26 protein-coding genes are annotated in these 24,448 nt (G+C 55.4%); 13 read left to right on the forward strand and 13 right to left on the reverse strand.

Annotated features, from left to right (window positions below; translation table 11 throughout):
• Window positions 1-28: 28 nt before the first annotated feature.
• On the reverse strand, window positions 29-1,096 hold the full coding sequence (locus EOW68_RS11020; protein WP_128225214.1) for a zinc-dependent alcohol dehydrogenase family protein: 1,068 nt from the start codon (window positions 1,094-1,096) through the stop codon (window positions 29-31).
• A gap of 209 nt (window positions 1,097-1,305) precedes the next feature.
• On the opposite strand from EOW68_RS11020, the gene EOW68_RS11025 reads away from it, so the two are divergent.
• Complete coding sequence (locus tag EOW68_RS11025; protein ID WP_128225215.1) at window positions 1,306-1,581, forward strand: ubiquitin-like small modifier protein 1; 276 nt, start codon at window positions 1,306-1,308, stop codon at window positions 1,579-1,581.
• 15 nt (window positions 1,582-1,596) lie between these two features.
• Here the strand turns inward: EOW68_RS11025 and EOW68_RS11030 are convergent, their stop codons facing one another.
• The 5 genes from EOW68_RS11030 to arsD form a co-directional block, all read right to left on the reverse strand.
• The gene (locus tag EOW68_RS11030) at window positions 1,597-2,052 is read right to left on the reverse strand and encodes a pterin cluster protein (protein ID WP_431358874.1); all 456 of its coding nucleotides are present in this window, start codon (window positions 2,050-2,052) and stop codon (window positions 1,597-1,599) included.
• Between the two features lie 210 nt (window positions 2,053-2,262).
• Window positions 2,263-2,445 (reverse strand): halo-CC-star protein HcsS, encoded by a 183-nt coding sequence (gene hcsS / locus EOW68_RS11035; protein WP_128225216.1) that lies wholly within the window; start codon window positions 2,443-2,445, stop codon window positions 2,263-2,265.
• Window positions 2,442-2,807 (reverse strand): halo-CC-star protein HcsL, encoded by a 366-nt coding sequence (hcsL, locus tag EOW68_RS11040; protein ID WP_128225217.1) that lies wholly within the window; start codon window positions 2,805-2,807, stop codon window positions 2,442-2,444. The genes hcsS and hcsL overlap by 4 nt, the downstream gene beginning before the upstream one ends.
• Window positions 2,804-4,735 carry an arsenical pump-driving ATPase gene (gene arsA / locus EOW68_RS11045; RefSeq protein ID WP_128225218.1) on the reverse strand — a complete coding sequence of 644 codons (1,932 nt, stop codon included), beginning with the start codon at window positions 4,733-4,735 and terminating at the stop codon, window positions 2,804-2,806. Before arsA ends, hcsL begins: the two co-directional genes overlap by 4 nt.
• Before the next feature lie 3 nt (window positions 4,736-4,738).
• A complete protein-coding gene (arsD, locus tag EOW68_RS11050; RefSeq protein ID WP_128225219.1) occupies window positions 4,739-5,068 on the reverse strand; it encodes an arsenite efflux transporter metallochaperone ArsD in 330 nt (109 codons plus the stop codon).
• Window positions 5,069-5,457: 389 nt separating this feature from the next.
• Here arsD and EOW68_RS11055 point away from each other — a divergent pair, with 389 nt between their 5' ends.
• Complete coding sequence (locus EOW68_RS11055) at window positions 5,458-5,850, forward strand: ArsR/SmtB family transcription factor (RefSeq protein WP_128225220.1); 393 nt, start codon at window positions 5,458-5,460, stop codon at window positions 5,848-5,850.
• Window positions 5,851-5,861: 11 nt separating this feature from the next.
• On the opposite strand, the gene EOW68_RS11060 is transcribed toward EOW68_RS11055, so the two are convergent.
• The gene (locus tag EOW68_RS11060; RefSeq protein ID WP_128225221.1) at window positions 5,862-6,284 is read right to left on the reverse strand and encodes an arsenate-mycothiol transferase ArsC; all 423 of its coding nucleotides are present in this window, start codon (window positions 6,282-6,284) and stop codon (window positions 5,862-5,864) included.
• 125 nt (window positions 6,285-6,409) lie between these two features.
• On the opposite strand from EOW68_RS11060, the gene EOW68_RS11065 reads away from it, so the two are divergent.
• The 5 genes from EOW68_RS11065 to EOW68_RS11085 all read left to right on the forward strand — a co-directional run bounded on the left by EOW68_RS11065 (window position 6,410) and on the right by EOW68_RS11085 (window position 8,542).
• Window positions 6,410-6,712 (forward strand): hypothetical protein, encoded by a 303-nt coding sequence (locus tag EOW68_RS11065; protein ID WP_128225222.1) that lies wholly within the window; start codon window positions 6,410-6,412, stop codon window positions 6,710-6,712.
• Between the two features lie 30 nt (window positions 6,713-6,742).
• Entirely contained in the window at window positions 6,743-7,243 is a 501-nt protein-coding gene (locus EOW68_RS11070; RefSeq protein ID WP_431358875.1) for a hypothetical protein, read from the forward strand.
• A gap of 226 nt (window positions 7,244-7,469) precedes the next feature.
• Window positions 7,470-7,847 carry a DUF7971 family protein gene (locus EOW68_RS11075; RefSeq protein ID WP_128225224.1) on the forward strand — a complete coding sequence of 126 codons (378 nt, stop codon included), beginning with the start codon at window positions 7,470-7,472 and terminating at the stop codon, window positions 7,845-7,847.
• A gap of 56 nt (window positions 7,848-7,903) precedes the next feature.
• Window positions 7,904-8,164 (forward strand): MoaD-like domain-containing protein, encoded by a 261-nt coding sequence (locus tag EOW68_RS11080; RefSeq protein WP_128225225.1) that lies wholly within the window; start codon window positions 7,904-7,906, stop codon window positions 8,162-8,164.
• Window positions 8,165-8,176: 12 nt separating this feature from the next.
• Window positions 8,177-8,542, forward strand: coding sequence for a DUF8048 family protein (locus EOW68_RS11085; protein ID WP_128225226.1), 366 nt, complete (start codon window positions 8,177-8,179; stop codon window positions 8,540-8,542).
• Between the two features lie 5 nt (window positions 8,543-8,547).
• Here EOW68_RS11085 and EOW68_RS11090 read toward each other — a convergent pair whose 3' ends face one another.
• Window positions 8,548-8,904: a DUF8159 domain-containing protein gene (locus EOW68_RS11090; RefSeq protein ID WP_128225227.1), complete on the reverse strand. Its 357-nt coding sequence runs from the start codon at window positions 8,902-8,904 to the stop codon at window positions 8,548-8,550.
• A 23-nt stretch (window positions 8,905-8,927) separates the two neighbouring features.
• Window positions 8,928-10,862 (reverse strand): aldehyde ferredoxin oxidoreductase family protein, encoded by a 1,935-nt coding sequence (locus EOW68_RS11095; protein WP_128225228.1) that lies wholly within the window; start codon window positions 10,860-10,862, stop codon window positions 8,928-8,930.
• Window positions 10,863-11,621: 759 nt separating this feature from the next.
• Here EOW68_RS11095 and EOW68_RS11100 point away from each other — a divergent pair.
• From EOW68_RS11100 to EOW68_RS11115, 3 genes are all read left to right on the forward strand, one after another.
• Complete coding sequence (locus EOW68_RS11100; protein WP_128225229.1) at window positions 11,622-13,127, forward strand: Cdc6/Cdc18 family protein; 1,506 nt, start codon at window positions 11,622-11,624, stop codon at window positions 13,125-13,127.
• Between the two features lie 1,094 nt (window positions 13,128-14,221).
• Complete coding sequence (locus EOW68_RS11110; RefSeq protein ID WP_128225231.1) at window positions 14,222-14,470, forward strand: DUF3311 domain-containing protein; 249 nt, start codon at window positions 14,222-14,224, stop codon at window positions 14,468-14,470.
• Window positions 14,471-14,486: 16 nt separating this feature from the next.
• Window positions 14,487-16,022, forward strand: coding sequence for a sodium:solute symporter family protein (locus EOW68_RS11115; RefSeq protein WP_128225232.1), 1,536 nt, complete (start codon window positions 14,487-14,489; stop codon window positions 16,020-16,022).
• 112 nt (window positions 16,023-16,134) lie between these two features.
• Here EOW68_RS11115 and EOW68_RS11120 read toward each other — a convergent pair whose 3' ends face one another.
• Window positions 16,135-16,494, reverse strand: coding sequence for a hypothetical protein (locus tag EOW68_RS11120; RefSeq protein ID WP_431358876.1), 360 nt, complete (start codon window positions 16,492-16,494; stop codon window positions 16,135-16,137).
• Window positions 16,495-16,668: 174 nt separating this feature from the next.
• Between EOW68_RS11120 and EOW68_RS11125 the strand changes: the two genes are divergently transcribed.
• Entirely contained in the window at window positions 16,669-17,610 is a 942-nt protein-coding gene (locus EOW68_RS11125) for a carbohydrate kinase family protein (protein ID WP_128225233.1), read from the forward strand.
• A gap of 273 nt (window positions 17,611-17,883) precedes the next feature.
• On the opposite strand, the gene EOW68_RS11130 is transcribed toward EOW68_RS11125, so the two are convergent.
• Window positions 17,884-19,287 carry an alpha-glucosidase gene (locus EOW68_RS11130; protein ID WP_128225234.1) on the reverse strand — a complete coding sequence of 468 codons (1,404 nt, stop codon included), beginning with the start codon at window positions 19,285-19,287 and terminating at the stop codon, window positions 17,884-17,886.
• Between the two features lie 124 nt (window positions 19,288-19,411).
• On the opposite strand from EOW68_RS11130, the gene EOW68_RS11135 reads away from it, so the two are divergent.
• The gene (locus EOW68_RS11135) at window positions 19,412-19,702 is read left to right on the forward strand and encodes a hypothetical protein (RefSeq protein ID WP_128225235.1); all 291 of its coding nucleotides are present in this window, start codon (window positions 19,412-19,414) and stop codon (window positions 19,700-19,702) included.
• Between the two features lies 1 nt (window position 19,703).
• On the opposite strand, the gene EOW68_RS11140 is transcribed toward EOW68_RS11135, so the two are convergent.
• Window positions 19,704-20,780, reverse strand: coding sequence for a TrmB family transcriptional regulator (locus EOW68_RS11140; RefSeq protein ID WP_128225236.1), 1,077 nt, complete (start codon window positions 20,778-20,780; stop codon window positions 19,704-19,706).
• A gap of 156 nt (window positions 20,781-20,936) precedes the next feature.
• Here EOW68_RS11140 and EOW68_RS11145 point away from each other — a divergent pair, with 156 nt between their 5' ends.
• Window positions 20,937-22,274, forward strand: a complete 1,338-nt coding sequence (locus EOW68_RS11145; protein WP_128225237.1) for a glycoside hydrolase family 68 protein — start codon at window positions 20,937-20,939, stop codon at window positions 22,272-22,274.
• 3 nt (window positions 22,275-22,277) lie between these two features.
• Here the strand turns inward: EOW68_RS11145 and EOW68_RS11150 are convergent, their stop codons facing one another.
• Window positions 22,278-24,413, reverse strand: coding sequence for a glycoside hydrolase family 32 protein (locus EOW68_RS11150; protein ID WP_128225238.1), 2,136 nt, complete (start codon window positions 24,411-24,413; stop codon window positions 22,278-22,280).
• Window positions 24,414-24,448 lie beyond the last annotated feature (35 nt).

Raw genomic sequence — 24,448 nt, forward strand, 5'->3', positions numbered from 1 at the left:
GCGTCCCCGATTGTTGCGTTTGGATCCGTCAGCTACTGAAATCGTTACAGATGGGAATACCGACCGTGTTGAATTCGGTCATAGCTTCCAGTTCATCGGGGATCTGGTGGATATCGATCTTATCGTCGACGAGTGCACTCGGATCGAGTTTGCTGCTTTCGATCATATCCAGCATTTCCGAGTACCGGGAGGGCTGGAGGCCCAGTGATCCCTTGAAATCAATCTCTTTAGCGACGAACTCGTCGGTCGGAAGCGGAACCATCCCTTCCTCTTCGGCCGTCGTCAGACCGATCTGAACGTGGGTGCCACCCTTCTTGAGTGAGTTCACTGCGTTCTGACAGGTTGTCTCGATACCGAGTGCATCCGCCGAGACGTCAGCACCACCGTTTGTGATGTCTCTGACCTCGGCAGCAGGGTCGTCGACGTCCCTGGCGTTGACCGTCTCGACAGCCCCGAGTTCTTTCGCAAAATCGAGTTTCTCGTCCATCAGATCGACACCGATGACGTTGCCCCCCAGGGCGTTCGCGATGTGAACAGCGGAGAGCCCGATCCCACCACAGCCATGGATAACGACGTCGTCACCAGCGCTGACTGGTGCACGGTGTGCCATCGCGTGGAACGAAGTCATGAACCGACAGCCACAGCCCGCTGCAGCTTCGGCATCGATGCTGTCCGGGAGTGGAACGGCATTGATATCGGCATTCGGAATGTGAACCTCCTCGGCGAACGCACCCGGCGCCTCGTTCATGAACCCGAGACCAATGTGGTTCTCACAGATATTCTCCCGGCCGTTACGGCAGTGGTCGCAGGTCCCACAGGCGAAATTGAACGGAATGGCTATCTCCTGGCCTTCTTCGATGTGTTCAACCTCCTCACCGACTTCGACAATCCGTCCAGTCGGTTCGTGACCCAGCGTGTGTGGCGGGTCCGGCCGGTAGCCAAACCAGTCCCAGTCCCCCTGCCAGCAGTGCCAGTCTGACCGACACACCCCACAGCCGACAACTTCCGCAATCGCACCGTCTGGTTCGGGTTCGGGCCGGTCGATCTCTTCGACAGTTAGTGGTTCTTTGAATTCGTGGAGTCGTACTGCCTGCATAGCAATATACTCCTTTCAATCAAAGTGACTTATAACTAGGGGACAATACTGATAAATAATTACATAAGCTGTCATGCATTTTTGCAGCGATTTGTTCAGTTCTAACAGCGGATTTACGCACTGCAGCTATCAGTATAAATAAATATACGAACATTATATTAGGGAGCAGAGGTATCAGTTTTATACCCTGTGCGACCGTCCAGTTCGATATGGAACTGGATATGCGTTTTTTTGCCAACTTTCGGGAATCGGTGGGCCAGAAAACGATCAGCCGAGAGTACGAGAATGCAGAAAACGTGGGAGATGTCCTCAGATCGCTGTCGGAGGAGTATCCCGATATGGAACTGTTCGACGACGACGGCACTCTGCGGGACTTTCTCACTATCATGAAAGACGGCAAAGATATCACTCATATCGACGGGTTAGAGACAGACGTGGAAGATGGGACCACACTGAGTGTGTTTCCACCAGTGGCTGGAGGGTAGTGGATCCTGTGAGCGTCAACAGCAGTAAATGAACGGGTAGATTAGTGCGACACGGTCGTCTTCTTCCAGGACGGTGTCTAACCCATCGAGGTGCTCGTTGAAGACACCGTTGACGACGACGCGTGCGTAACAGCGGGTCTGCTCCCCTTCGGGGTTTTTTGCGTAGTTTTCGCCGGGTAGTTCCCCCATCTCGGGTGCCCACCCCTCGGTGGTAGCCTCCGCTTCGGTTTCGGCGATCAGCATATCACTCACGTCGTACTCCTCGAAAAAAGCTTGCAGAAACTCGCGAAGCGTCTCTCCCTCGAACTCGTAGAACAGTTTTCCTACCCCGATCTCGGTTCGAACGTGACCAGTACACCGCACCTCGACTGTCGTCGTCTCTCTCTCGGCGATCGTTTTGTGACCTGCTGGGGAATCCTCTACTGGCCCTTCGGAATCTCTCTTCCGCGGAAGGTTGTTCGCGTTCGCCATAGTAACAGATCTACTACCCACAGTAAATTATTTTGTGCGAATATGTTCGTGGCGTTAGCAACAATGGGCCCAGGAACTCCAGCGCCGAGACGACGTAGGTCTGCCCAGGCACACCAGCGACCCTGACGACCCGCTCCCGAGCGTGGTCGAGCGATCATTGCCCGGGACCGAATGACACCGTGTCTCACGAAGGAAAGAGAAGATCTGTGGTTAACAGCTCTCGCTCACGCCACAGGCGCTCTCGTAGTCGATTCCCGTGCGCTGACTGATCGCATCGGTACACTGCGTGAGGATCGAGTCGAACTCGGAAGAGATCGTCTCTTCCTGTGCGTCTGCGAGTGCCTCGCCGAGGGCTTCGGCGGCCTCGATCACGTCCTGGTCAGTGGGGCTCAACAGCACCCACCCCCGGTTGACTGGGCGAACTGTTTCCCGATCTGCTCACTGATGGCGTCGTCAGTCTCCTGCAGGAGTTCGACGAAGGCCTGTTGTGCGGCCTGGTGATGCTGAATCGTCTCGTTTTCGGCCATCTCTTCTTTGAGTTCCCGGAGCTCCTGCATGATGGACTGGTCGAAACTCTGTTGCATCTGCTGTTGTTTCTGCTGGAACTCTTCGAGTAGCGCCATCGCCTCCTCGTCGTTTTCGAGCCGTTCGTTCGCCTCGACGAACTGCTGGTAGGTCTCGGACTCCTCGAGTGTCTCGAGGAAGTCCTTCAGCTTCTCGTCGATTGCTTCTTCGGTGGATTGTTGTGTGCTCATGATTGGGTCACCGGTTGCTTCTGTTCGGCCAGCGCATCGGAGAGACCGGTAATCTCCTCCCCGAACGCCTGCAGTTCGGCCAGTCCGACCGGTTCGTCCTGGCGAAGCGGTGCGAGCATCATCGGTACGTCGAACCGATCTTTGATTTCACCGAGGTACTGCTGTTGCTGGGCGCGTCGGTTCGCGAAGAAGGCATTGTCGCCGTACTCCTCCGGCAGGAGGTAGTTCGCGACGACGAAGGATGTCTCGATGCCGACCTGGTCGTTGAGATCCTCGGCTGCGCGGTAGGCCTCCATCATCGGTGTGTACTCGGGATACATGACGAAGGCAAACGAACTCTTCTCGGGGTTTTGCATCGTCTCGATGACCTCGTCGTACTGGTCGCCTTTCGCAGGTGCCGCACCTTTCGTCAGCGACCCGAGGTCCATGAACCCTTTCCAGTCCGACGGCAGTTCGAGCAGTCGAAGCGTGTGGCCGGTCGGCGCGGTGTCGAAGACGACGACGTCGTAGCCGTCTTCCTCGAAGTAGCTGACGAACTTTTCGAGCGCCGCCATCTCCTCGGCACACGGCGATTCGAGTTCTTCCTCGACGTTCGCAATCGCCGCCTCGACATCGATCTGGGTATCCTCTTTGTCCTCGTACATCTCACGGACGTGGGTGAGGACCTGCTCGCGGTACTCTTCGAGGGCTTTCTCCTGGTCGATCCGAGCAGCGTCGAGGTTCTCCTGACTGACCGACTTCGGTTCGTGGCCGACGGGTTCGCCGAAGATGTCTTCGAGATGGGCTGCCGGATCTGTCGTGACTACGAGTGTCTCGTAGCCGCTCTCTGCGAGTTTTGTCGCCGAGGTTGCGGCGATTGTACTCTTCCCGACGCCGCCTTTCCCAGTGAAGAAGAGATATCGGGTATCGTCACCGGGGCGAAGCTGTTCCGCGACTGCGTCGGGGTCGGTCAGCGAGTCGAAGTCGATCTCCTGATCGGTATCGACTTCGGCGGCGGAGCCAACGTCGACGGTCGCCTCTTTGCCGTCGTAGATGACACCGCCGACATCGGAGAGGAGATCCAGTCCGGCAATCTCACCTGGCTGAAGTGGATAGGTCGCCATCGCTTCCGCGTCGAATTGTTCCGCGACACGATCGATGACTGCCTGTTCGTCGTCGCGTTTCCCCTCGAAGAAGGGATCCTCGCAGACAGTGTCGGGGAGATACCCGTTGACGACGACCATCTGGGACTCGATACCGAGCTCTGCGAGATCGGACGCACTCCGTTCGATCTCGTCGATCGACGACTCCTCGGGCTTGCCGACGAACGCGAAGGAGGTCTTCTCGCCGTCCTGAAGTGTGTCGATCGCTCGCTCGTAGTCTTTCTTCCTGTCTTCCATGGAGGCAGCTGGACCGATACAGGTCGAGCCACCTTTTTCGAGTTCGGCGTTCCAGTCCGAGGGCAGCTCCATCAGCCGGATCGTGTGGCCGGTCGGCGCAGTGTCGAAGACGACGACGTCGTACTCCGGACTGTCCATGAAGTCGACGAAGTTGTCGAAGGCAGCGATCTCTTCGACACACGGGCTGTTGAGCTGTTCTTCGACAGCCTGGATCTGCTCGTCGTCGAGTAGTTCACGCATCGGCTCGATGGTCTCCTGACGGTACTCCTCGGCTGCAGTGTCGGGATCGATTTCGATCGCCGAGAGGTTGTCGATGTCGTCGATCGCGGTGACCTCGTGGCCGATCTCCTGTTCGAAAATATCGGAGAGATTCGGTGCGGGGTCAGTCGTGACCAGCAGGGTCTCGTAGTCGTTGTCGGCGAGCCAGGTCGCCGTGGCACAGCTGACGGTACTTTTGCCGACGCCGCCTTTCCCGCTGAAAAAGACGAATTCTGTCTCGTCACTGTTCGGCTCGATCACGTCTCGGGCTGGCGTGTCTGCGTTTGACATTGATCAGGCTTCCTGTGGCTGGGTGTGCTCGTCGAGCGTTGCTTCGAGTTCGTCGTAGTCGAGATACTCGGATTTGGCGACGATCTCCCCGTCGACGACGGTGATCGGGAGAATCGACGGCCCGTTCTCCTCGACCAGATCGTAGATATGCTGGGTTTCGAGGAACTCGTCGATATTGTGCTGCATGTTGGCACGCGAAATTTCGACATCGTCGTAGGCCTCTTCGAGTTGATCGAGTGCAGCACTGACTTCGACGAGTTCGTCGTCGGGGTCGGGGCCACAGACACCTGTGGAACAACACATCGCTTCTTCGTACAGTTTGAGTTCAGTCATGGATCGTATCTATGTTTTGTTCAACTGTGTTGGCTTTTCGCTGCGGATTGTAACGCATGAAATGATCTGTTTTGTGTGACTTCATTTGAGAGAGTATTCAGTTATAATCATAAAACCTTCGATCAAGTAGCGATCGGTACCTCGAGTCAATGGTTTAGGTTCTCCAAAGCAGTCTTACGAACCAACCGACGGTATTCGGCTGCTAACATCTGCTGACAGAACATCTCCCGGTGTATTTTTGGACCGTGTACAGACAGAGTTCCCGGCCAGTATTGTGTATTCGTGGAGGAGTATAGATGAGAGAACACTAAATTGTATTTTTTAGTTTCGAGACACAGATAGAGAGCCATTCAACAAAATTTAATTCATCGCCTGCTCAACTATTCTCTATGTCAGCGACAGACCGGTTACGTCGGTATCTCGACGACGAGTGTGGGGGATGTACCGACGAGGATATCGACCAGCGACTGGCCGAACTCGAAGAACTCGATGCGACGATGGATGAATCGGAACTCACCGGCGATGTCGACCTGCTTTCGGCGCTGGGAAACGAAACCCGGTACAGGATCGTTCGTATCCTGCATACTGCTGGGGAGGAGTTGTGTGTCTGTGAATTCGCGCCATTGGTCGACGTCAGTGATAGCGCGATCAGTCACGCGCTGTCACAGCTTACTGAAGCGGGGCTGGTCACACGCCGAAAAGATGGGAAGTGGCGAAAGTATCGCACGACGCCACAGGCGAATGCACTCCTCGTCGCACTCGACGGCTCGCGGAAACTGTGAGTCCCCCTGGACTACTTCTGTTCAGTAAACTCGTCGAAGAGGTCGGAGACGCGCTGTTCGATGTCGTCCCGAATCGCACGAACGTCTTCGACGGACTGCCCGTGTGGGTCGTCTAGCGCCCAGTCGCGGACGTCCACGTCGGCGTCCAGTTCCAGCGTCGAACAGCCCATCGTCGTGACGACAGTACAGCTGTTGAGTTGTTCGTCGGTGACTGATTGTGGGACGCGATCAGATATGTCGATACCGAGTTCGTCCATCGCCTCGACGACCTCTGGATGCACTTCGTCGGCGGGATGGGTACCGCCAGTCAGGATCTCCACCGCGTCTTCGAGTCCTCGCTGTTCGCGTTCCCGTCGTGCGAATGCTGCGGACATCTGGCTCCGCCCTGCATTCTGAACACACACAAACCCGAATTTCAGTGGTCTGGCACTCATGAGCAAAGCATCATCCTACGATAAAATAGTCCTTCCTATGACCGCTACTGTGTGCTATATATTCTGCCTAGCTCACACTGTACACACACCAACGACTAATTGGGCTGGCTCACATCGTACACATAATGAGTGGCGATAAGAAACGCGTACAGTTTCGGGCTCCGAATCGGCTCATCGATCGGACCGATGCACTGGCTGCAGTCTTCGGCGAAGATCGGACGGATATTCTCGTGACTGCACTCCGGGAGTATCTCCAGGATGTCGACCACGACGACACACTCGTTCAAGAAATCGCAGCCGCCTACTACGACGACGAAATCAGCTACGAACAGCTCAAAACACTCGTCGGGGCGGAAGACGCTGCCAACCTGCGTGTGCTGAAACAGCAACTCGACGAAGACTTCGTCGAAGAAGTCGCCGAAGGATAGATCACACTGGTCGCAGATACCTCCGCACTAGTGAGTCTCGGCATTGTCGCAGACTCTCATCCCAATGTGCTCTCGCTTTGTCTGCGTAGCTACGATGTAGTGGTTCCAGCGGAAGTGGTTACGGAACTCCAGGAGATGGCCTCGTGCGATGGCGAGCATGGGCAAGCAGCGACCAGCGTCCTCGACCGAACTGATTCCGTGGAAATTCATGCCGTCGATCTCGATACCGAGTTCCCGCTCGACGACGGTGAAAACGCAGCAGTCACACTCGCAAATGAACGCGATGTCGAACGCTTTCTCTGTGACGAATTCAACCGCATCGGGCTGATTCACGCCTCACTGGCGGATACGCGGCTGGTGACGACGCCGACGCTGCTCTCCGTGTTCGTTCGAACCGAACAGTTACGAGCCGACGACGCACTCACCCTTCTCGAAGAGATCAGCTCTGCTCGAAGTTGGGACGGAAATAGCTACGTTCAGCGGGCACGCTCACTGCTCGATACCTCCGAGACTGACACGACATCTCAGTAGCAGTGGCTCCTTTTTTGCCGTCCCGACACCCCACGTGATTCCAGGTATTGTCGACTGAGATCTGTGCCTGCACGGCGGTAAAGACTCGCAGTAATCACGATCAGTCACCCGAAACAGAGACCTGGTAAAGTAGCTCCAGCGTTTCGCACACTGGCACCGTGTTTCAACCGAGACACTACCAACATCACCCCCATCGATTTATTTGCTCGCCACCATGGTTTCGAATGTGCAGGATATCACACTCAAAATGCCGAAACAGATCGTCGATTCGCTCCCTGCAGACAGCGACGCAACGAAACAGGATATGCAAAAAGCGATGGGTGGCTGGGAACAGGACCTCAACACCGCGCTGAATGTCGACGACGAGATGGTCTCCGCCATCGTCGATATAATCGAACGGTTCGAAGATCGGTGGGAACGGTACGACGAGTACGTCGTCGAGTTGCGTGCATGGGGACAGTCTCCAATCTACGCCATGGCCTGGCGTGATCTTCACGCAGCTGTCCTCCACCAGATACACGACCATCAGGATCTGAGCGACCGTATTAGTCGTGAACGACACCACCGCATATTCGACGATGGCATCAGACCAGGGAAAGGATAAATACCATGAGAATTATCCACAATGGTTTCCTGTCTCGGATAGTAGTATAAATTGAGATGGTCGAACGTGAACGCAGTTATCGGGGGATTTCTGCCAGAGCAGCGATCGGGTACCTCGAAAGCGTCGGCGGTGAGCAGACCGGAGACCGAACAGTGACGGGTGGTGACTGGATTGCCAAACTATCAGAAGAAACTGTTTCGATCGGACCGACGATGAAACTCACCGAAGTGACTGTCGTCTTCGAATCCGAATCGGACGAGATACTCGATCCGATTGTAGATCAGTTTTCACAGAAAGCGATCCGGGCTGGTGGCTAATCAGAGGGATCGATGTCTCGACACCCGATCGAAGGACAGATCGTATTGCTCGCAGGTGCGCAAGCCAGTGTTACACTCGAACGGTTGTCAGAACTACTCGCAGAAGTGCAGCCACATCTGCGGGCCCACCGCGAGAGATACGAACGGAACTACGAACGAATCGATGCAGATGAAAATGTGTACCATCTCGTCGACACGGATCACTGGGAACAGGTTGGGGACGAGCTAGACCTCGATCAACGCGAAATCGACGCCGTCCGCCGGACACACGAAGCACAGTTTACTCGAGACGGTCGCCGATTAAATCGTAAAGAGGAGTTCGAGACCGCACTATCGATCCGCACGCCAGTCGTTATGAAATCCAAACTGGCAGAGTGAGGGCATCACTCCTCTACGTATTCGATCGTCTCGATGACCTTCTGGGAGAACTCGGTTTCTGTGAGATCGCCGTTGTGGAGAGAATCAAACCACTCCTGTTCGACCATCCACTCACCGTATTCGTTGCCATCGAAATCTGTAACGACTGCCGAGATATCAGCTCCTTCCCAGTCGTCGTCGTGGAGATCACGAAAGACGTTGATTACACGGCCGACCTCGCGGTGGGGAATGACCTCCTCGGAATCGACAGTGACCGACTCGTAGGTGATTTCGAATCCGGCCTCTGTTTCTGTGACTTGGTCGACGTACACGCCGTGGCTAGTTAGCCGAGACTCTATCTGAAACTCGAAGTCGTCAGTCATACTGAAATGTGAATGTGATCGTCTTAGTCGTCTGCCGGTGCAGCCGAATCGCCGCTGGAAACGCCGGTTCCCGGGCCGATGTCGATCCCGAGTTCGTCGAGTCGATCGTCCGGGACGACACCGTCGACCCAGCCCCGAACGTCGTAGTACTCTTCTTTCAGCATATCCAGATCGGCGAGCTGACCCTCCGAGCCACCCTGGGCAGGGATCGCATCCTCGTGGCCTTCGACGAACCGACCAGGCAGCGAGTCGTCCTCGCCGTCGAAGCCTGCGAGGTTATTGAAGTACCGTTCGAGCGTGTAGATTCGCTCGCCGGCTTCGATCAGTTCGTCTTCGGTGACGTCGCGGCCAGTCATCCCGTTGTACTGGAGAACGTACTCCTCGATACCCTCTGCGAAAGCGTTGAACTTGCAGATGTCGAAGGAGTCGCTGATCGCGTGCAGGTTCTGGAAGGTCACACAGAGTTCGCCTTTGCCTTCTTCTTCGTGTGGGTCGACCTGCTCCGGAATGCCGAGGATCTCTGCGGCGGGCGTGTACCCGCGAAGGTGACAGGCACCACGGTTGGAGGTGGCGTAGCCGATCGCCATCCCCTTCATACAGCGTGGATCGTACGCAGCCATCGTCTGGCCTTTGACTGCCAGCGAGTTGTCTTCGGCGTCGAATTCCTCTTCGAGGTATTTGGGGCCGTTGGCGAGTTCGTCGGCAAGTTCGTCCTCACGGTGGGCGATCCGGCCGAGCATCTCGATCATCTCTTCTGAGTCACCCCAGTCGATACCATCGCCGAGGTCGTCGAACTTGCCTTCCTCGGTCATCTCCATCGCCATCGCCATCACGTTCCCAGCGTCGATCGTGTCGATACCCAGTTGGTTACAACGATCGACCATGATGACGGAGTCATCGAGATCTGTGTGTCCGGAGTTGGGACCGAGTGCCCAGGCAGACTCGTACTCGAACGACTCCATCTGGACGTTCATCTCCTCACCTTTGTGCATCGCCTGGATCTCGACTTCCTTCTTGCAGGCCACCGGACAGGAGTGACAGGTCGGCTCGTTGACAAGGATGTTCTCGCGAACAGTCTCACCCGAAACATGCTCGGCGTCGATATCGACTCCTTTGGAGTCTCGCATCGAACTCGTCGAGGAGTATTGTCCGTTTTTCGCCGGGAGCCCGTCCATTTCCTCGGTGACGTTCATCAGGACGTTCGTCCCGTACATCGAGAGTCCGCCCTCGTTTGGTGCGGTCACGTCGGACTCCTGGATGAGCTGCATCGCCTGCTTGTGACCCTCGCGGAACGTCTCCTGGTCTGCGGGCTTGGGCATATCGGTCTTCGCCTTGACGACGACGGCCTTGAGGTTTTTCGACCCCATCACAGCGCCAGTGCCGCCACGACCCGAGGCTCTGTCGTCTTCGTTGATGATACAGGCGTAGCTGACTTCATTTTCACCGCCCGGCCCGATCGCCATTATCGAGAGGTTCTTTCCGTACTTGCCTTCGAGTTCCTGCTCGATGGTGTCCCGTGTCTCGTGAACATCCTTCCCCCAGAGATGTGAGGCGTCACGCAGTTCGACCTCACCGTCTTCGACGTAGGCATACACAGGGTCCTCAGCTTTGCCTTCGAACAACAGCCCATCGAAACCAGCCCACTTCAGGCGTGCACCGGACCAGCCACCGTGGTGTGAGTCAGTGACCTGCCCGGCGAGTGGGGATTTCGTACAGACAGCGATCCGGCCACTCATCGTCACCTGTGAGCCTGTCAATGGCCCATTCATGAAGGCGATGAGATTGTCCGGACCCAGCGGATCCACGTTCGGACCATTTTCGAACACGTACTTTACCCCGAGTCCACGGGCTCCGATGTACTTTCGTGCGTCTTCGTCGTCAATGCCCTCGTAGTTCACGGAGCCGTCGCTCAGGTCCACCCGACCGATATGATCGTGGAAACCACCTAAATCAGTCATTACATTTGGCAACATTTGTCGCTATCTACTTAATGATTCGGGCTAACAACGACTTTTGGATACCGAAAATCCGGTTCAGAGAGTGTCTGGAAACGAAAAAAGGCATTTGAGAGTTATCGAAGGAACTGTAACAGACATTCATTATGATCACCACCACTGTCCCCCCACTTTTTCATACCAATCACCCCAAACGAGGGTGGGGGCACAGAACGCAAAAGAATAGAGAGTGCGATTGATTCAGAATGTGCCAAATCCGGCACAGTGAAACTACATAATCATCGTTCAGGAAAAACACGAAAGAGCAGCTCAGACATATCGTAACTAGGAATAATCTATATTCTATAGTCATATCCTCTGAGGCTTTTGAAACTTTATTATATATCTAGGGTAACAGGCAATAGCTAGTAGTAGTTAGTGGTAGCTATTGGATCATATCCCCCTGTAGAGCAAGTCTCTAACTGTCTTTTGGAATACGTCTTTGAGATCCACTCTGTATTTATATACGGGGTCTGTTTCATTGGCCGATTCGTTGGCCGATCTACCACCTCCTCCTTTCATCTCCGTCTGTTTCGAAGCTCGTTTGGTATGAAAAAGTGGGGGGAGGGTGTTGCCAGTCAAATCCGATCGTATCTCGCTGAACTGGTGAGCGTGAATCGATTAGCTACTACACCACACAGATTGGTATGAAAAAGTGGAGGGTGGTATGAAAGGTATGAAACAACGGGGTTTAAGTAACAATGGTCCGAGAGACAAAGGTAGATGACGTTTACGAGAACTGAAAACTCGCCCTTCGAAAATTCGCAGGTTCTCGCGGAGGATTTCATTCCAGAGGAAGTTCTGGGGCGTGATGAGGAGTTAGAACAGATCAGTGAGGTTCTCCAGCAGATCGTCGATAACGAACAGCCGGTCAACGCCTTTATCTACGGGATCAGTGGAACCGGGAAGACAGTCTCGATCAAATACAAACAACGGGAACTTGAGCAAGCACTCGAACGGTACGACGACGTTCACGCGACTTTCGTTTACCAGAACTGCGAATCACTGAGTAGTTCGTACCAGGCAGCTATCGCCATTGCGAACTCGTATCTCGAGAATCCAGAGTACGACTATCTCCACGAGGAGATCAACCTTGCCCGTAATCAAATACCGAGTTCTGGACTTCCAAAGGAACGGGTCTACGATATCCTGTTCGATATTTTTGATCTACTGACATACCGGCATACCGAGTATCGATCACAGATCGAAACTGCTCTGCAGGAGACAACTCTTGATGTTACTGTCTCCGCTTCAGAACTCGTTTCACCTGGTGATGATCCATCCGTCTCTTCGGACAAACGGACAGAAATCCTGGAAAAGTTACACAGCGAGTTCGATATTCGACCACCTGAAGAGGTGACGGATTACGTTACCGTCATTCTCGATGAAGTTGACCGCATTGGCACACGGGACGAGTTGTTGTACGAAATTCCACGGAGTCGCACGAACAGTCGTGTCGACGATATACTGCCGTCTGTTATCGGGATCAGCAACGATGTGGGGTACAAGGAAAGTATCCAGTCGAAGACTGATTCGTCACTCCGATTGAAAGAGATAACGTTCAAAAAGTACGATATCGACCAACTGCAGGAGATTCTCAGCCAGCGCGCCGAGAAAGCTTTCAAATCGGAAGCGTACGATGGAGATATCATACCACTCGCATCCGCGTTCGGTCGAAAACAGGGCGGGGATGCGCGATACGCGATCGATCTCTTGCACAAATCCGGCATGAAAACAAAAAAAGACGAGAGTACACGCGTTACCGAAGAGCACGTTCGTCAGGCCCACGAAGAAAAAGAGCGTGACCGTGTCTACGAGGTAACGAACGATCTCAGCCAACAGGAAAAGATCGTTCTTGCTGCAATAATGTATCACGACCTCCGGGAGGAAACACCGATCGCACGAGGTGAGATGTATCCCACCTATAAAAAATACTCCCAGAGTACGCTAGATAACTCCAACGTTCCTCGGCGTGTTGCGGATTACCTGAAAAAAATGTCTCAGCTCGGATTGCTCGACCGACGTGATGCGTACCAAGGCCCGGGAGAATCCGGGTTCGAATACTCTCTCGATAAGGTCGATTACAATATGATTTTCCAGATACTCGGTGATGAAGAACCGACCGGCGAGGGCGGGAGTCTGCTCCCCGATGAACTGATAACCGAATTCAAACAACAGAGCTCATCGGGTGACACAAATACCCAGACTGATTTCGATAGTTTCGATTAATCCCACGTCCGAGCCGATCAACCCCTGCGTTTTTGGATATCTGATTCTCCCGTTCTGACACGCTGACTCTCCCGTTCTGATACGCTAATTCTTCTGCTCTGGTATGAAAAAGTGGGGGTGGGTATCTCTGTGTGAAGTACCTCTGGGCTTGACCCCGAGGCACTCCCCTTGCCCATCTGTAGATTTGATATGAAATAGTGGGGGTGGTGTAACCGATTTGCCTGACGGGAAAACTGGTATGAAAAAGTGGGGGTAGTACGATAGAGAAGTTGAGGTCATTGATATGAAAAAGTGGGGGTGGGGTGTTCGTGGTAACCTGTACAGATCTGGTATGAAAATGTGGGGGTGGATTATCTGTGAGACGCAGCGTCACTCTGGTATGAAAAAGTGGGGGGTGGGGTATCTGTGAGACGGAGCCTCATTTTGGTATGAAAAAGTGGGGGTGGGGTTGAAATATATACCACTATGGACTGATCGTTAATAATTAACTAACCTGATCGGTTCGAATCGAGACGAGAGCACGGCCGAGACGCGCAGCGTTCGCTCCGGCAGAAGTTCCATCCTGTTTCGAAACCACGATCATACCGGCAGCTGTCTGACAGGGGGCACGATCACCCTCTGAAAATCCTGCGTCGCGCCCCGGTGGAAGCTGCAGTTGATACCCATTTCCTGCAATCTGGATAGATGACTCCATGGCTCTGTAAATGCTATCCGAATCCCGCGCAGCCCCGGCTACTAACTCTGCTCGATTTTCAGTCTGTACTCTGTCTGCATCAACCACAACAAGCAGGTGATCGAATGCGTAGACGAGAACATCCGCCCTGTAGGTCGGTGTCCCATCAGAATCTTCTTCGACGAGATTTGCTGACCGAGCAGAACGCGTTATCTGCAAAGCTAACCCTTCTGTGCCCGAACTTTTGATGGTGTTCACACGAATGTTAGTACTTAGTACTAACGTATAATTCTTACTTACTTCCTCTCCACCTCCGAAATACTGTGGATACTTGGTATCCCCAGACTGAAGAACATCTCTCTTCGATTAGGTGGATCGTTGAACAAAATCTTTAAATTTTGTCAGTCTGAAACTTCCTCAGATGACCGCGACAGTGCCAACGGTCGAAAAGTATGGCTGGACTGTGATACTGGTCGCTCTAACGGTGTTTGCGATTCCGTGGTTCTTGTGGGGGATCGACCGTGTTGTTCTGGGACTACCGATCTGGCTCTGGTGGCACATCGGCTGGATGGTCGTGACAGCAGTTACGTTCTGGCTGTTCACAACGAGAGCGTGGGGAATCTGGATAACTGATCGCGACAGTGCCGAGGCCACACAGGGGGGTCAATAATGAAGAGGGGACAATTATGACTGCAACACTACAGATCGGGATCATCGTCGCGTATCTCTTCATCGCGTTGGGTGTTGGACTGGTTGCGTATCGAGTAACGGAGCGGACTGCGGAAGACTTCTATCTCGCAAGTCGAACGTTCGGCACCGTCGTGTTGCTCTTTACAGTGTTCGCGACGTTGCTTTCGGCATTTACGTTCTTTGGTGGTCCAGACACGGCTTACGCGTTCGGACCGGAGTGGATTCTCGTAATGGGATTGATGGACGGTGTCATTTTCGCACTCCTCTGGTATCTCGTCGGATACAAACAGTGGCTGCTCGGGCAACGCCACGGCTACCTCACACTTGGTGAGATGCTCGGTGACCGATTCGGCTCACGGGGACTACGTGCGCTGGTGGCTGGAATATCGTTGTTCTGGTTATTTCCGTACATTATGCTCCAACAGATCGGGGCCGGCGGTGCACTCATCTCACTGACTGATGGCGCCGTTCCGTTCTGGTTCGGTGCAACGCTCATCACCGTCTTCATGGTCATCTATGTGGTCTTGGCGGGGATGCGTGGCATCGCCTGGACCGACACGCTCCAGGGTGCGTTCATGCTGGTGATGGTCTGGGCCGCGCTGCTGTGGGTACTCGCCTCTGTGGACGGCGGCATTTCGACTATCAATGCCGGTCTAGAGACGGATGCACCTGGCTTTCTCGCGCTCGGCGGGGAGTGGTACACACCACAACGGATGCTGACATTTGCGATCTCGATCGCGTTCGGAGTTGCGATGTTTCCACAGGTCAATCAGCGATTCTTCGCGGCAGCTTCGGAAACCGTGCTCAAACGCTCGTTCGCACTGTGGCCCATTCTCGTGGTACTCCTGTTCGTTCCTGCATTCTTGCTCGGTACCTGGGCGCGTGGCCTCGGACTCGAAGCTGACATCGCCGCTGGACAATCTATTTTGCCAGTGGTCCTCAACGAGTTTGCACCCGGCTGGTTCGCAGCACTCGTCATCGCAGGGGCTGTCGCCGCGATGATGTCCTCTTCCGATTCGATGCTCCTCTCTGGCTCTTCGTACTTCACGAGAGATATTTATCGTCCCATCATCGACAGTTCCATCTCTCAAAACCGAGAGGATCTCCTCGGACGTATCGGAGTCGCTGTATTCGCATTTCTGGCACTCGGTGCAAGTATCTGGGTCGAGGAGATCGGTGCGTTTGGGGCGGACACTGTCGGATCACTCCTCGTCGATATCGGTGATCTGGCCTTCGGTGGATTCGCACAGTTAGCGCTCCCAGTCCTCGTCGCACTCTACTGGCGGCAAACGACACGCCAGGGGATCGTCACTGGGCTACTGGTCTCTCAAATCGGCTATCTCGGGTTCAATCTTCTTCCCGAAGTGACAATCGGCGGTGTCTCACTGTTCAGAGCCACGTATTTCGGATGGGGAATTTCGATATACTGTATGTTACTGGGGCTTTTGTTGACCATCGGTGTCTCCTACCTCACTGTCCAATCGCCAGAGGAAGATTCGGAGCTGTATTTCGACGGTCTGAGCGCTGACTGAGCGATAATTGAACTCCCAAACGACCCCTCGTTACGGCCAAAACGGTAGTTCACTCACCCGTACCGCCTCGAGTCAGTGAGTTCTCGATCGAATCCACTCTGGAAGAGAACAGTTAGACGCCAGGAACTCCGACAGCGTCGAAGGACGTCACACCGATAACTGCGAGTACGTAGAGGACTGCAATCGATGACAGCCAGGCGACGAGCGCAATTCCGATAGCTCTCAGCCAGTCACCGGGATACCGCATGTTGATAATCGCCACGTACGCCAGGAGAGCCAGCACCGGCCCGAGAAGTGGAATCCAGCCGAAAAAAAACGCGACAATCACCCAGACTATCGATGCAATCAGGGCTGTAACGATAGCATAGCTATAATCGTCACGACCGGTAACTACTCGTGCACCGATATATATTCCGAGCGCCCCGATGAGCAAGCTGACTACGAACACGACGAGAGATTCGACTATTCCCATGGCCTATCAAATAGCTATCGTGGGATTGTTATTGGTATGCTATCTTCCGGATCTAATTTAAAGAAAATAATTGTAGGGATTCAGAGAGGTGTGGGCTTGCATATATGTTTACTAACCCGAGTAATCAGGCTCAATTGGGGGTATTTTAATCGGATCGACACTGTAGACGGTTATATGCAGTCAGATATCCTCGTAGCAGGTGAGTGCCTGGTCGATTTCATTCCGGACCGTCCGGGACCGCTGGAGACTGTTGAGCAGTTTCGGCGACGAGCGGGGGGTGCCCCGGCCAACGTCGCAGTCCGACTCGCCGGGCTCGGGCCTGCGCCACTGCTTTGGACACGCCTTGGTGACGATCCGTTCGGTCGGTATCTCGCAGGGACGCTCGAAAAACACGGGATTCCCGGGAAGTTCGTGATAACCGACGAAGTGGCGAAGACGGCCCTGGCGTTCGTCGCTCACGACGAGGATGCCGACCGGGGCTTTACGTTTTATCGGGAAGGGACAGCTGATACACGATTCGAACCCAAAACAGTCCCCGACGAGATACTCGAAGAGATGTCATGGGTTGCCTTCGGTGGGGTCTGTCTTACTGACGAGCCCGCCCGCAGAGCGATGCTGGATCTCGCGACGCGAGCCCGACAGTACGACTGTCAGACGTTTTTCGATCCGAACGCGCGCCCGGAACTGTGGCCCGATGGGTTCGACGAGGCACTCGAAAAGGGCTGTGCACGAGCGAGTGTCGTCAAGGCCACCCCGGAGGATCTCTCTGAAGCAGGGATCGAGGGCTCGCCCGACGAACTCCTCGACGCAGTTCTCGATATGGGTCCTCACACTGCTATTCTAACCCTCGGATCCGACGGTGCTGTTGGCAAAGCGACGAGAAAGGCACCGTGGGGTCCGGCAACGGCCGAACACGATGGGTTCGACGTCGAAGTCGTCGACACCACCGGCGCTGGCGACGCCTTCGCTGCTGGACTGTTACGAGGCCTCGCCGATGGGCGATCACTCGATGAAACACTGGCGTTCGGGAACGCTGCCGCTGCAGTAACGACGACGAGTGAAGGTGCGATGAGTGCATCTGTCGGTCGGGAATCTGTCGAAGCGCTCCTCGAGTAGCCACGCTGGCCGTACCAGCGCGTAACATACTTTTTTGCATATACCGAACGAGTACTATGAGTCCACGGACCAGACATCCGGGGCGGGAGACGGCTGCAGCCGAGAGCCGGAAACGCCGAACCTGGTACGGGTACGGCCATCTCACACGGGTGGAAAAAAACTGGTTCGGTGTGTTTCTCCACGATATCACGCGGATATATGCCGAGATATCCGTTTTCTCACTTCCAGCGCTGTTTGGTATCTCGTTGTATCCCGCAACAACGTTCGTCGATGTCACAGCGATGGCGCTTGTCGCCTGGATGATGATGGTTCTGACAGGGACGCGTAATCATCGCCGACATCCAGCCACGGTCGTGCCGTGGAGAAGCCAGCGTGGTCGTCGTCCGACCACTGTACCGGCGTTCGGGCGTTATCTCTGCCGAACCGTTCGAAATCCGGGCGAACTTCCTCGAACTCCTTGCCTGCTTTCTGCTCGTTTTCCCAGTGATTTTCGGCCCAGACGTCGTCGAGGGCGTCCGGTGATTCGAACGTGACATTACTCATGCCGATCTCCTCGCCCTGGTAGACGAATGGGCTGCCCTTGTGGCCGTGCAACCACGTAGCGAGCATCGTGGCCGATTCGTACCGGTACGCTTCGGGATCCCCGAAACGTGAGATTCCGCGAGGCTGGTCGTGATTGCTGTGGTACAGACAGATCCAGGTCCCCTTTTCGACAGCATCCTGCCATTTGGACATGATCGATTTGAGTTCGGGGAGCTCCCACTCCCGGTACTCCCAGCCATCCTCACGATCCATCTCCATGTGCTCGAAATAGATCGTGATATCGATCGCGCCGGATTTGCGGCCTGTCACGTCGATCGCTGTCTCGGGATCGATCTGTGCACACTCGCCGACTGCCACCATCTCGTCTCTGTACGATCCGAACCCCTGTTCGTTCAGCTCGTTGAGATAGTCGTGCATCTCGGGGCCGTTGACGAAATGCTCCGCTCCAATGTGGTCGCTGTCCGGATCCCCGTCCGGCAGGCCCGCAGCTTTCGATATGACGTTGATAACGTCCATCCGAAAGCCGTCGATCCCACGGTCGAGCCACCAGTCGACGATATCGAACACCTCCTCGCGGACGTCGGGATTCGTCCAGTTGAGGTCTGGCTGCTCCGAGGCGAAGAGGTGGAGATAGTACTCCTCGCGGGTTTCGTCGAAGCTCCAGGCCGGCGTGTCGAAGTGTGACTCCCAGTTGTTCGGGTACCCCCTTTCGGAGGATTGCCAGTAGTAGTAATCGGCGTATTTGCCGGTCTCGGTTCGTGACTGTTTGAACCAGTTGTGCTCTTCGGAGGTGTGGTTGACGACGAGATCCATGATCAGCCGGATATCGTGGTCGTGAAGCGTCGATAGCAGTTCGTCCCACGCTTCCATCGATCCGTACTCGGGGTTGATCGCCCGATAATCCGAGATGTCGTAGCCGATATCCGCCTGTGGGGACTCGTAGACGGGGTTCAACCAGACGGCATCGACGCCGAGATCGTCTAGATGTGGGACTTTCTCGATGATCCCCTGGATGTCCCCGATGCCATCACCGTCGCTATCGTTGAAACTCCGGGGGTAAATCTGGTAGAAAACCGCCTCTTTCCACCACGACCGCTCCTCGGGTACAACACCTGTTGTTGTCGATTCATCCATGCAACACTCACTCTTTTCCAACTACAAGGAGATTTCGACTAACTGGTCTGACAGATCGGGTCCAAGGAGTAAAGTTCGGTGATGGCTGCGATACGCTGAAACCGTTCGAAAGCGAATGCTATACATGGCCGACATCTCGACCCAACTGCTGGTCTACCGAGTACTCGTTGCGGCAGTTGCGATACTCGGCCCGACAGTGCTCTTTTTCGGCCTCCTGCACTTGCTCGAATTTCTGAAAGACGACAGGCTCGTCGATTCGCTCGCCGCACAGGGGGTCGCCGAACAACCCCGGCCAGCACCAGTCGATTTTCTGGGGAACCTCTCGAATGTGCCAGAGAACCGATGCGAGCAGTGTGGGGCACAGAACGTTCCGAATGCAACGCACTGCCGTGAGTGTTCACAGCGATTACAGTGACTCACTTTTCGACGGACAACACCGAGACGGTGTGTGCTTCGATATCCTCTATCATGGCCCCCCAGCCGCCAACCTCGACCGGACCGGTTTCAGTTTCGACGACCATTCCGATCTGCCCACCGTACGTCGCAATGTGATCGGTGGGTGGGTGCTCCGAACCGACCACGAGGATCTCGGATACGGTCCCCTCTATCGTCCGCACGGATCCGGAGTTCGTATCGAACCCGCTGATTCGGACTCGAACAGTGTCTCCCCGGTCGAGTACGGGGCGGATCGCCTGGATACAGTATCGAATATCTATGTAATCTCCGACGATCGTATCGGTCGATTCGTCGTAGTGAGACTCCCAGATATCCCACTGTGTCGTGAGGAAAAACCAGTGGAAAATGTAGGTGTGCGTACGGTCGTTGACCAGAATGCCGTAGAGGTTGGCCGAGTCCGGATGTGGGACGAAACAGGCTTTCGTCCGGTCGACAATTGCCATAAACGGCGAGGGAAGTTTTCGGAACCGAACCGCCGTCGAAACGTCGACCAGCTCTTCGGGAGATGGGAGATCCCGCTTGTGATCGCCCCTGTTCGTCGACAGTGAGATATGTACATTTGCACCGTTTTCTTTCGCGACCTGCAACGCCGGCCGGAGTCGCTCGTAACTCTCGATGTCGACCGATAGTAACACCTGGTTCTGTGCGCTCCGGATGAACGTATCTGCTTTGTTCAGTACCGTCTCGAACCGCTTGACGATACTCACAGTACTATCCTGCATCGCGGGCTCCTCCCAGCGGTGTTCGATCTCCTGGGCCGCCTCAGAAAATCGGCTCGCACGCGATTCGAGATCGTCGAGTACCTCGTCGACACTATGTGGGCGTGCGTGCAGTGAGTCCTGTTCGTAGAGCTCGACGTAGCCGAGATTTTCGAGATCACGGAGCACGTCGTAGATCCGGGGGTCCGGTACATCGCTCGCTTTGACAATCTCTGTTGCCGGCGCTGCACCCATTTTCAGGATTGTTACATATGCATCTGCCTGATACGGAGAGAGACCTGCATCTTCGAGAATTGTGATTAACTCATTTCTGTTCATTCGTACGTTTGTTTTCTATAACTAGACTTGGTCTCACTCGACATGTTATTTTGGATTTGGTACGTAGTCTCTTGGCTTCAGGGGCGGCGTAGCTGTCTCGAATTTAATAACAATACCCATTGTAAAAGATTTAAGGATTGCCACGGTACGATGAATATGACCAGTGATCGTTCGGAGGGGGACGCTCAGGTACCGACGTGGTCGACCGAAAGTGCGGACCGCCTGACCAGAACCGTCGAGACTGTGACACCTGCGTTCGAACCGCCGGAAAGCGACCCAGCCGCAGCTGTTCACCAGTGGGACACCTGGCAGATCCGTGACCGACACGGCGAGGTTGTCACGATCGACGGCTGGCAGGTACTGATCTCACTCACCTCGTCGGCCGACCTCTTGCCCGGGAAACGCCACGATGTCGCTACACTCCGATACTTTTACTCCCGGAACGGCCGGGACTGGGAGCTTGGCGGCACTGTGTTCGACGGTACGGCCCTCGGACAGCGACAGTGGGCTGGCTCTGCTGTGTACGACGACGGTGAGCTATTCGTCTTCTACACAGCTGCGGGTGACGAACGTGGCGAGGAACTCGATTACAGCCAGCGGATCGCGGTGGGGCACGGAGGGACCGTCACCACGTCTGCGGAGTCGATCGAGATCGCTGGCCCCTGGTCACACGAGATTCTTCTCGAACCTGACGGCCAGTACTACGAAACACAGGACCAGTCCCGGGGGATGATCTACACCTTTCGGGACCCCTGGCCGTTTCAGGATCCGGAAACTGGTGAGCTATCCCTCCTCTTCGAGGCCAACACGCCAGTCCCAGAGGGGAGTGATCGGTGTGACGGTGACCCACAGCGACAGGCGTTCAACGGCTGTATCGGAATTGCACACTCTCCCACAGGGGATCTGCTGGAGTGGGAATTCGAACCACCGCTTTTCGACGCTGTCTGTGTCAATCAGGAACTCGAACGCCCCCACATACTGCACTCACACGGGCAGTACTACCTCTTCTGTTCCAGTCACGTTCATACGTTTGCACCGGGGCTCGACGGATTCGACGCACTTTATGGCTTCGTGGCCGACTCATTGCACGGAGAGTACCGCCCGTTGAACGACTCCGGACTCGTCGTCACGAACCCTGCGAACCGCCCCTATCAGTCCTATTCGTGGATGGCATTCAGTCATGGTGACGAACTCCTCGTCCAGAGTTTTCTGAACTATCACGAGTTCGGCGGCGCCTCTCTGGATGATATCGGTGATCTACCGGAGGACGAACAAAAACGGCGGTTTGGTGGCACGCTGGGTCCGACGCTACGACTCTCTCTCGAAGGTACAAAATCACGAATCCGTGGGCTTCTCGACCACTGGCATCTCCCGTCACCCGAGGACGAACTGCCTGCCCTGCCAGATGAGTGGCCGCCCACCGATCTCGTGCTCAATATCGAAGACGACTCTCAGACAGACGATTCATCGGGTCGATCAGAGTATTATCGCTAAGCTTCAGAACCCATCCCTCAGTTCCCAGGCTGAAACCGATCGAATACTAGCCTCACCTTCGTGGGTAATAAACGAGAGGCCCGACGCATCGGCATCAGTTGGATAGAGACGACTCGTAAGACATTCTCGCTCGTTCACATACAGTTCGATGACAGAGCGATCGACGAACGCGCGGATAGACACTCCATCCTCGGTGTGGGGAACGTCCATTCGCTGGGTCTCTGTCGTACTCTGTTCGTCGTGGCTGGCTGTCGTCCGGTCGACGAGAAGTTCGCCATCCTGCGTGTACCTGATTAGCGTTCGTTCAGATTGGTCCGACGATTCGAGAACAGCAAGTTCACAGGCAGTTGCATCCCCGAGTTCCAGCGTAAACTGCAGCTCTAGCTGAGGCCCACCGACCTCGAAACGGTGCGAGTCGGAATCGAGTGTCACTGCCTCTGGAACGGATAGCTTGGATGTCCGGAGCTGCCTCACTTCCTCAGCGACGTGCTGTCGAAGTTGCCCGTCGGGTCCGAGCGTCAGCTCTCGCGGGAGCGAGAGCGCGCCCGACCAGCCAGCATCCCACTGGGCGTTGCCATCGCGGGCTTCCGGCAGCCAGCCAATGGTGACCGACCGATCGCCGAGATCCATCGACTGCGGGGCGTAAAACGCACCGTGGTCGAGGACCCCGCGGTGGTCGACTTGGAATCTTCCATCCTGAACCTCGCCGACGAAATAGACGACGTCCTCGTAGTTCGAGACGTGGAGCAACTGCTTTTCGCCGAGATCGAGCAGTTCGGGACACTCCCAGATCGCATCAGAGGAGGGCTCATCCTCGACCAGGAACGTACCCTCGTACTCCCAGTCCTGTAGCGTTTCGGCTGTATACAGTAACACTGCGCCACCCCGGCCCTGAATCCCGCTGCCGATGAGCTGATACCAGGTGTCGCCTTCCTGCCAGATGCAGTGATCCCGGAACTCTGCGGCCCAGTGTTCTGTCTCGGTAATGTCGAGTTCGCGTGGAACCTCGGAAATTATCGGGTTCTCTTCGTATTTGTTCCACTGGCGTAGCGAGTCCGACTTTGCCGTGGCGAGACAGGGGAGCTGATCGCGGTCCCGGCCACCGGTGTAGACGATGCGAGCAGTGCCATCGTCCTTGACCGCACAGCCCGACCAGCAGCCGTCCCTGTCCGGTCCGTCTGGCGACGGCGTGAGCGCGACTGGTTGGTCACGCCAGGTGACCAGATCGTCGCTGACGACGTGTCCCCAGTGAATCGCGTTGTGGAACGGACCACCGGGGTTGTACTGATAGAAGACGTGATACTGACCGTCCCACGCGATGAGTCCGTTCGGATCGTTCAGCCAGTTGCCGGGTGGCGTAATGTGGTAGCCTGGGCGGTTGTGATCTGTCACTCGCTCGGTGCGCATCGTCGAGAGTTCAGTTGCATCCATCGGCCGACTGGGGTGGTCGTAGCCGCCGGCGAGTGCTGAAAACGCTGCCGAGAGTACCCTGTTCCGGTTTTCAGCTATCTGCTCGGGACCGACGTCCCCGAACACGATACCGGTCCCAATTCCCAGCACCGTCCCGCCATCCTCGCTCCAGGAGACCGCAGTCATTTCGTGGGGGTAGTCCTCGTTGCCACGAACTGTCGAAGCGAGGATTTCGCCCTGCTCTGGGAGCAGTTCCTCGTACCGCGTCGAGTAGATTTCGCCGTCGGCACAGAGTGGGAGTCGGAGTGATTCGAACTCGGCCGGAATCGGATGGTCGTCGTACGCGGATCGCCAGAGGAGTCCTGTCGGTTCGATCACCGGGTCTGGACCAACAACTGTCGGGGGGACGGACTCGATAGAGAGGTCGGCAACCGCTGCCATCGCTGTGCCGGTCAGCAGCAGATCCCCTCCCGATTCGAGAAATTCGTCGAGCTTCGTCGCGACGATCGCCAGCGCGTTCTCGTCAGTAAGTGGTTCGCCCCGATGCCACCACAGTATCTCGACCGGAAGTTGCTCGGCTGCTCCAACCTCCAGCAGTAATTGATCATCTTCGAGTGACCTGACGCTGACCGAATCGACCCGGGATCGCTCCTGGAGCCATTCCACAGCGAGCTCTTGCTCCCTGGAGCGAGGTCCCGCAGTGAAAAACCCGACACTGGGACGACCCATGCCGTTTTTACAGGATGGCCCAGTAAAGATATACC

The organism is Halovenus amylolytica (genome assembly GCA_004015825.1).
GTDB classification, from domain to species: Archaea; Halobacteriota; Halobacteria; order Halobacteriales; family Haloarculaceae; genus Halovenus; species Halovenus amylolytica.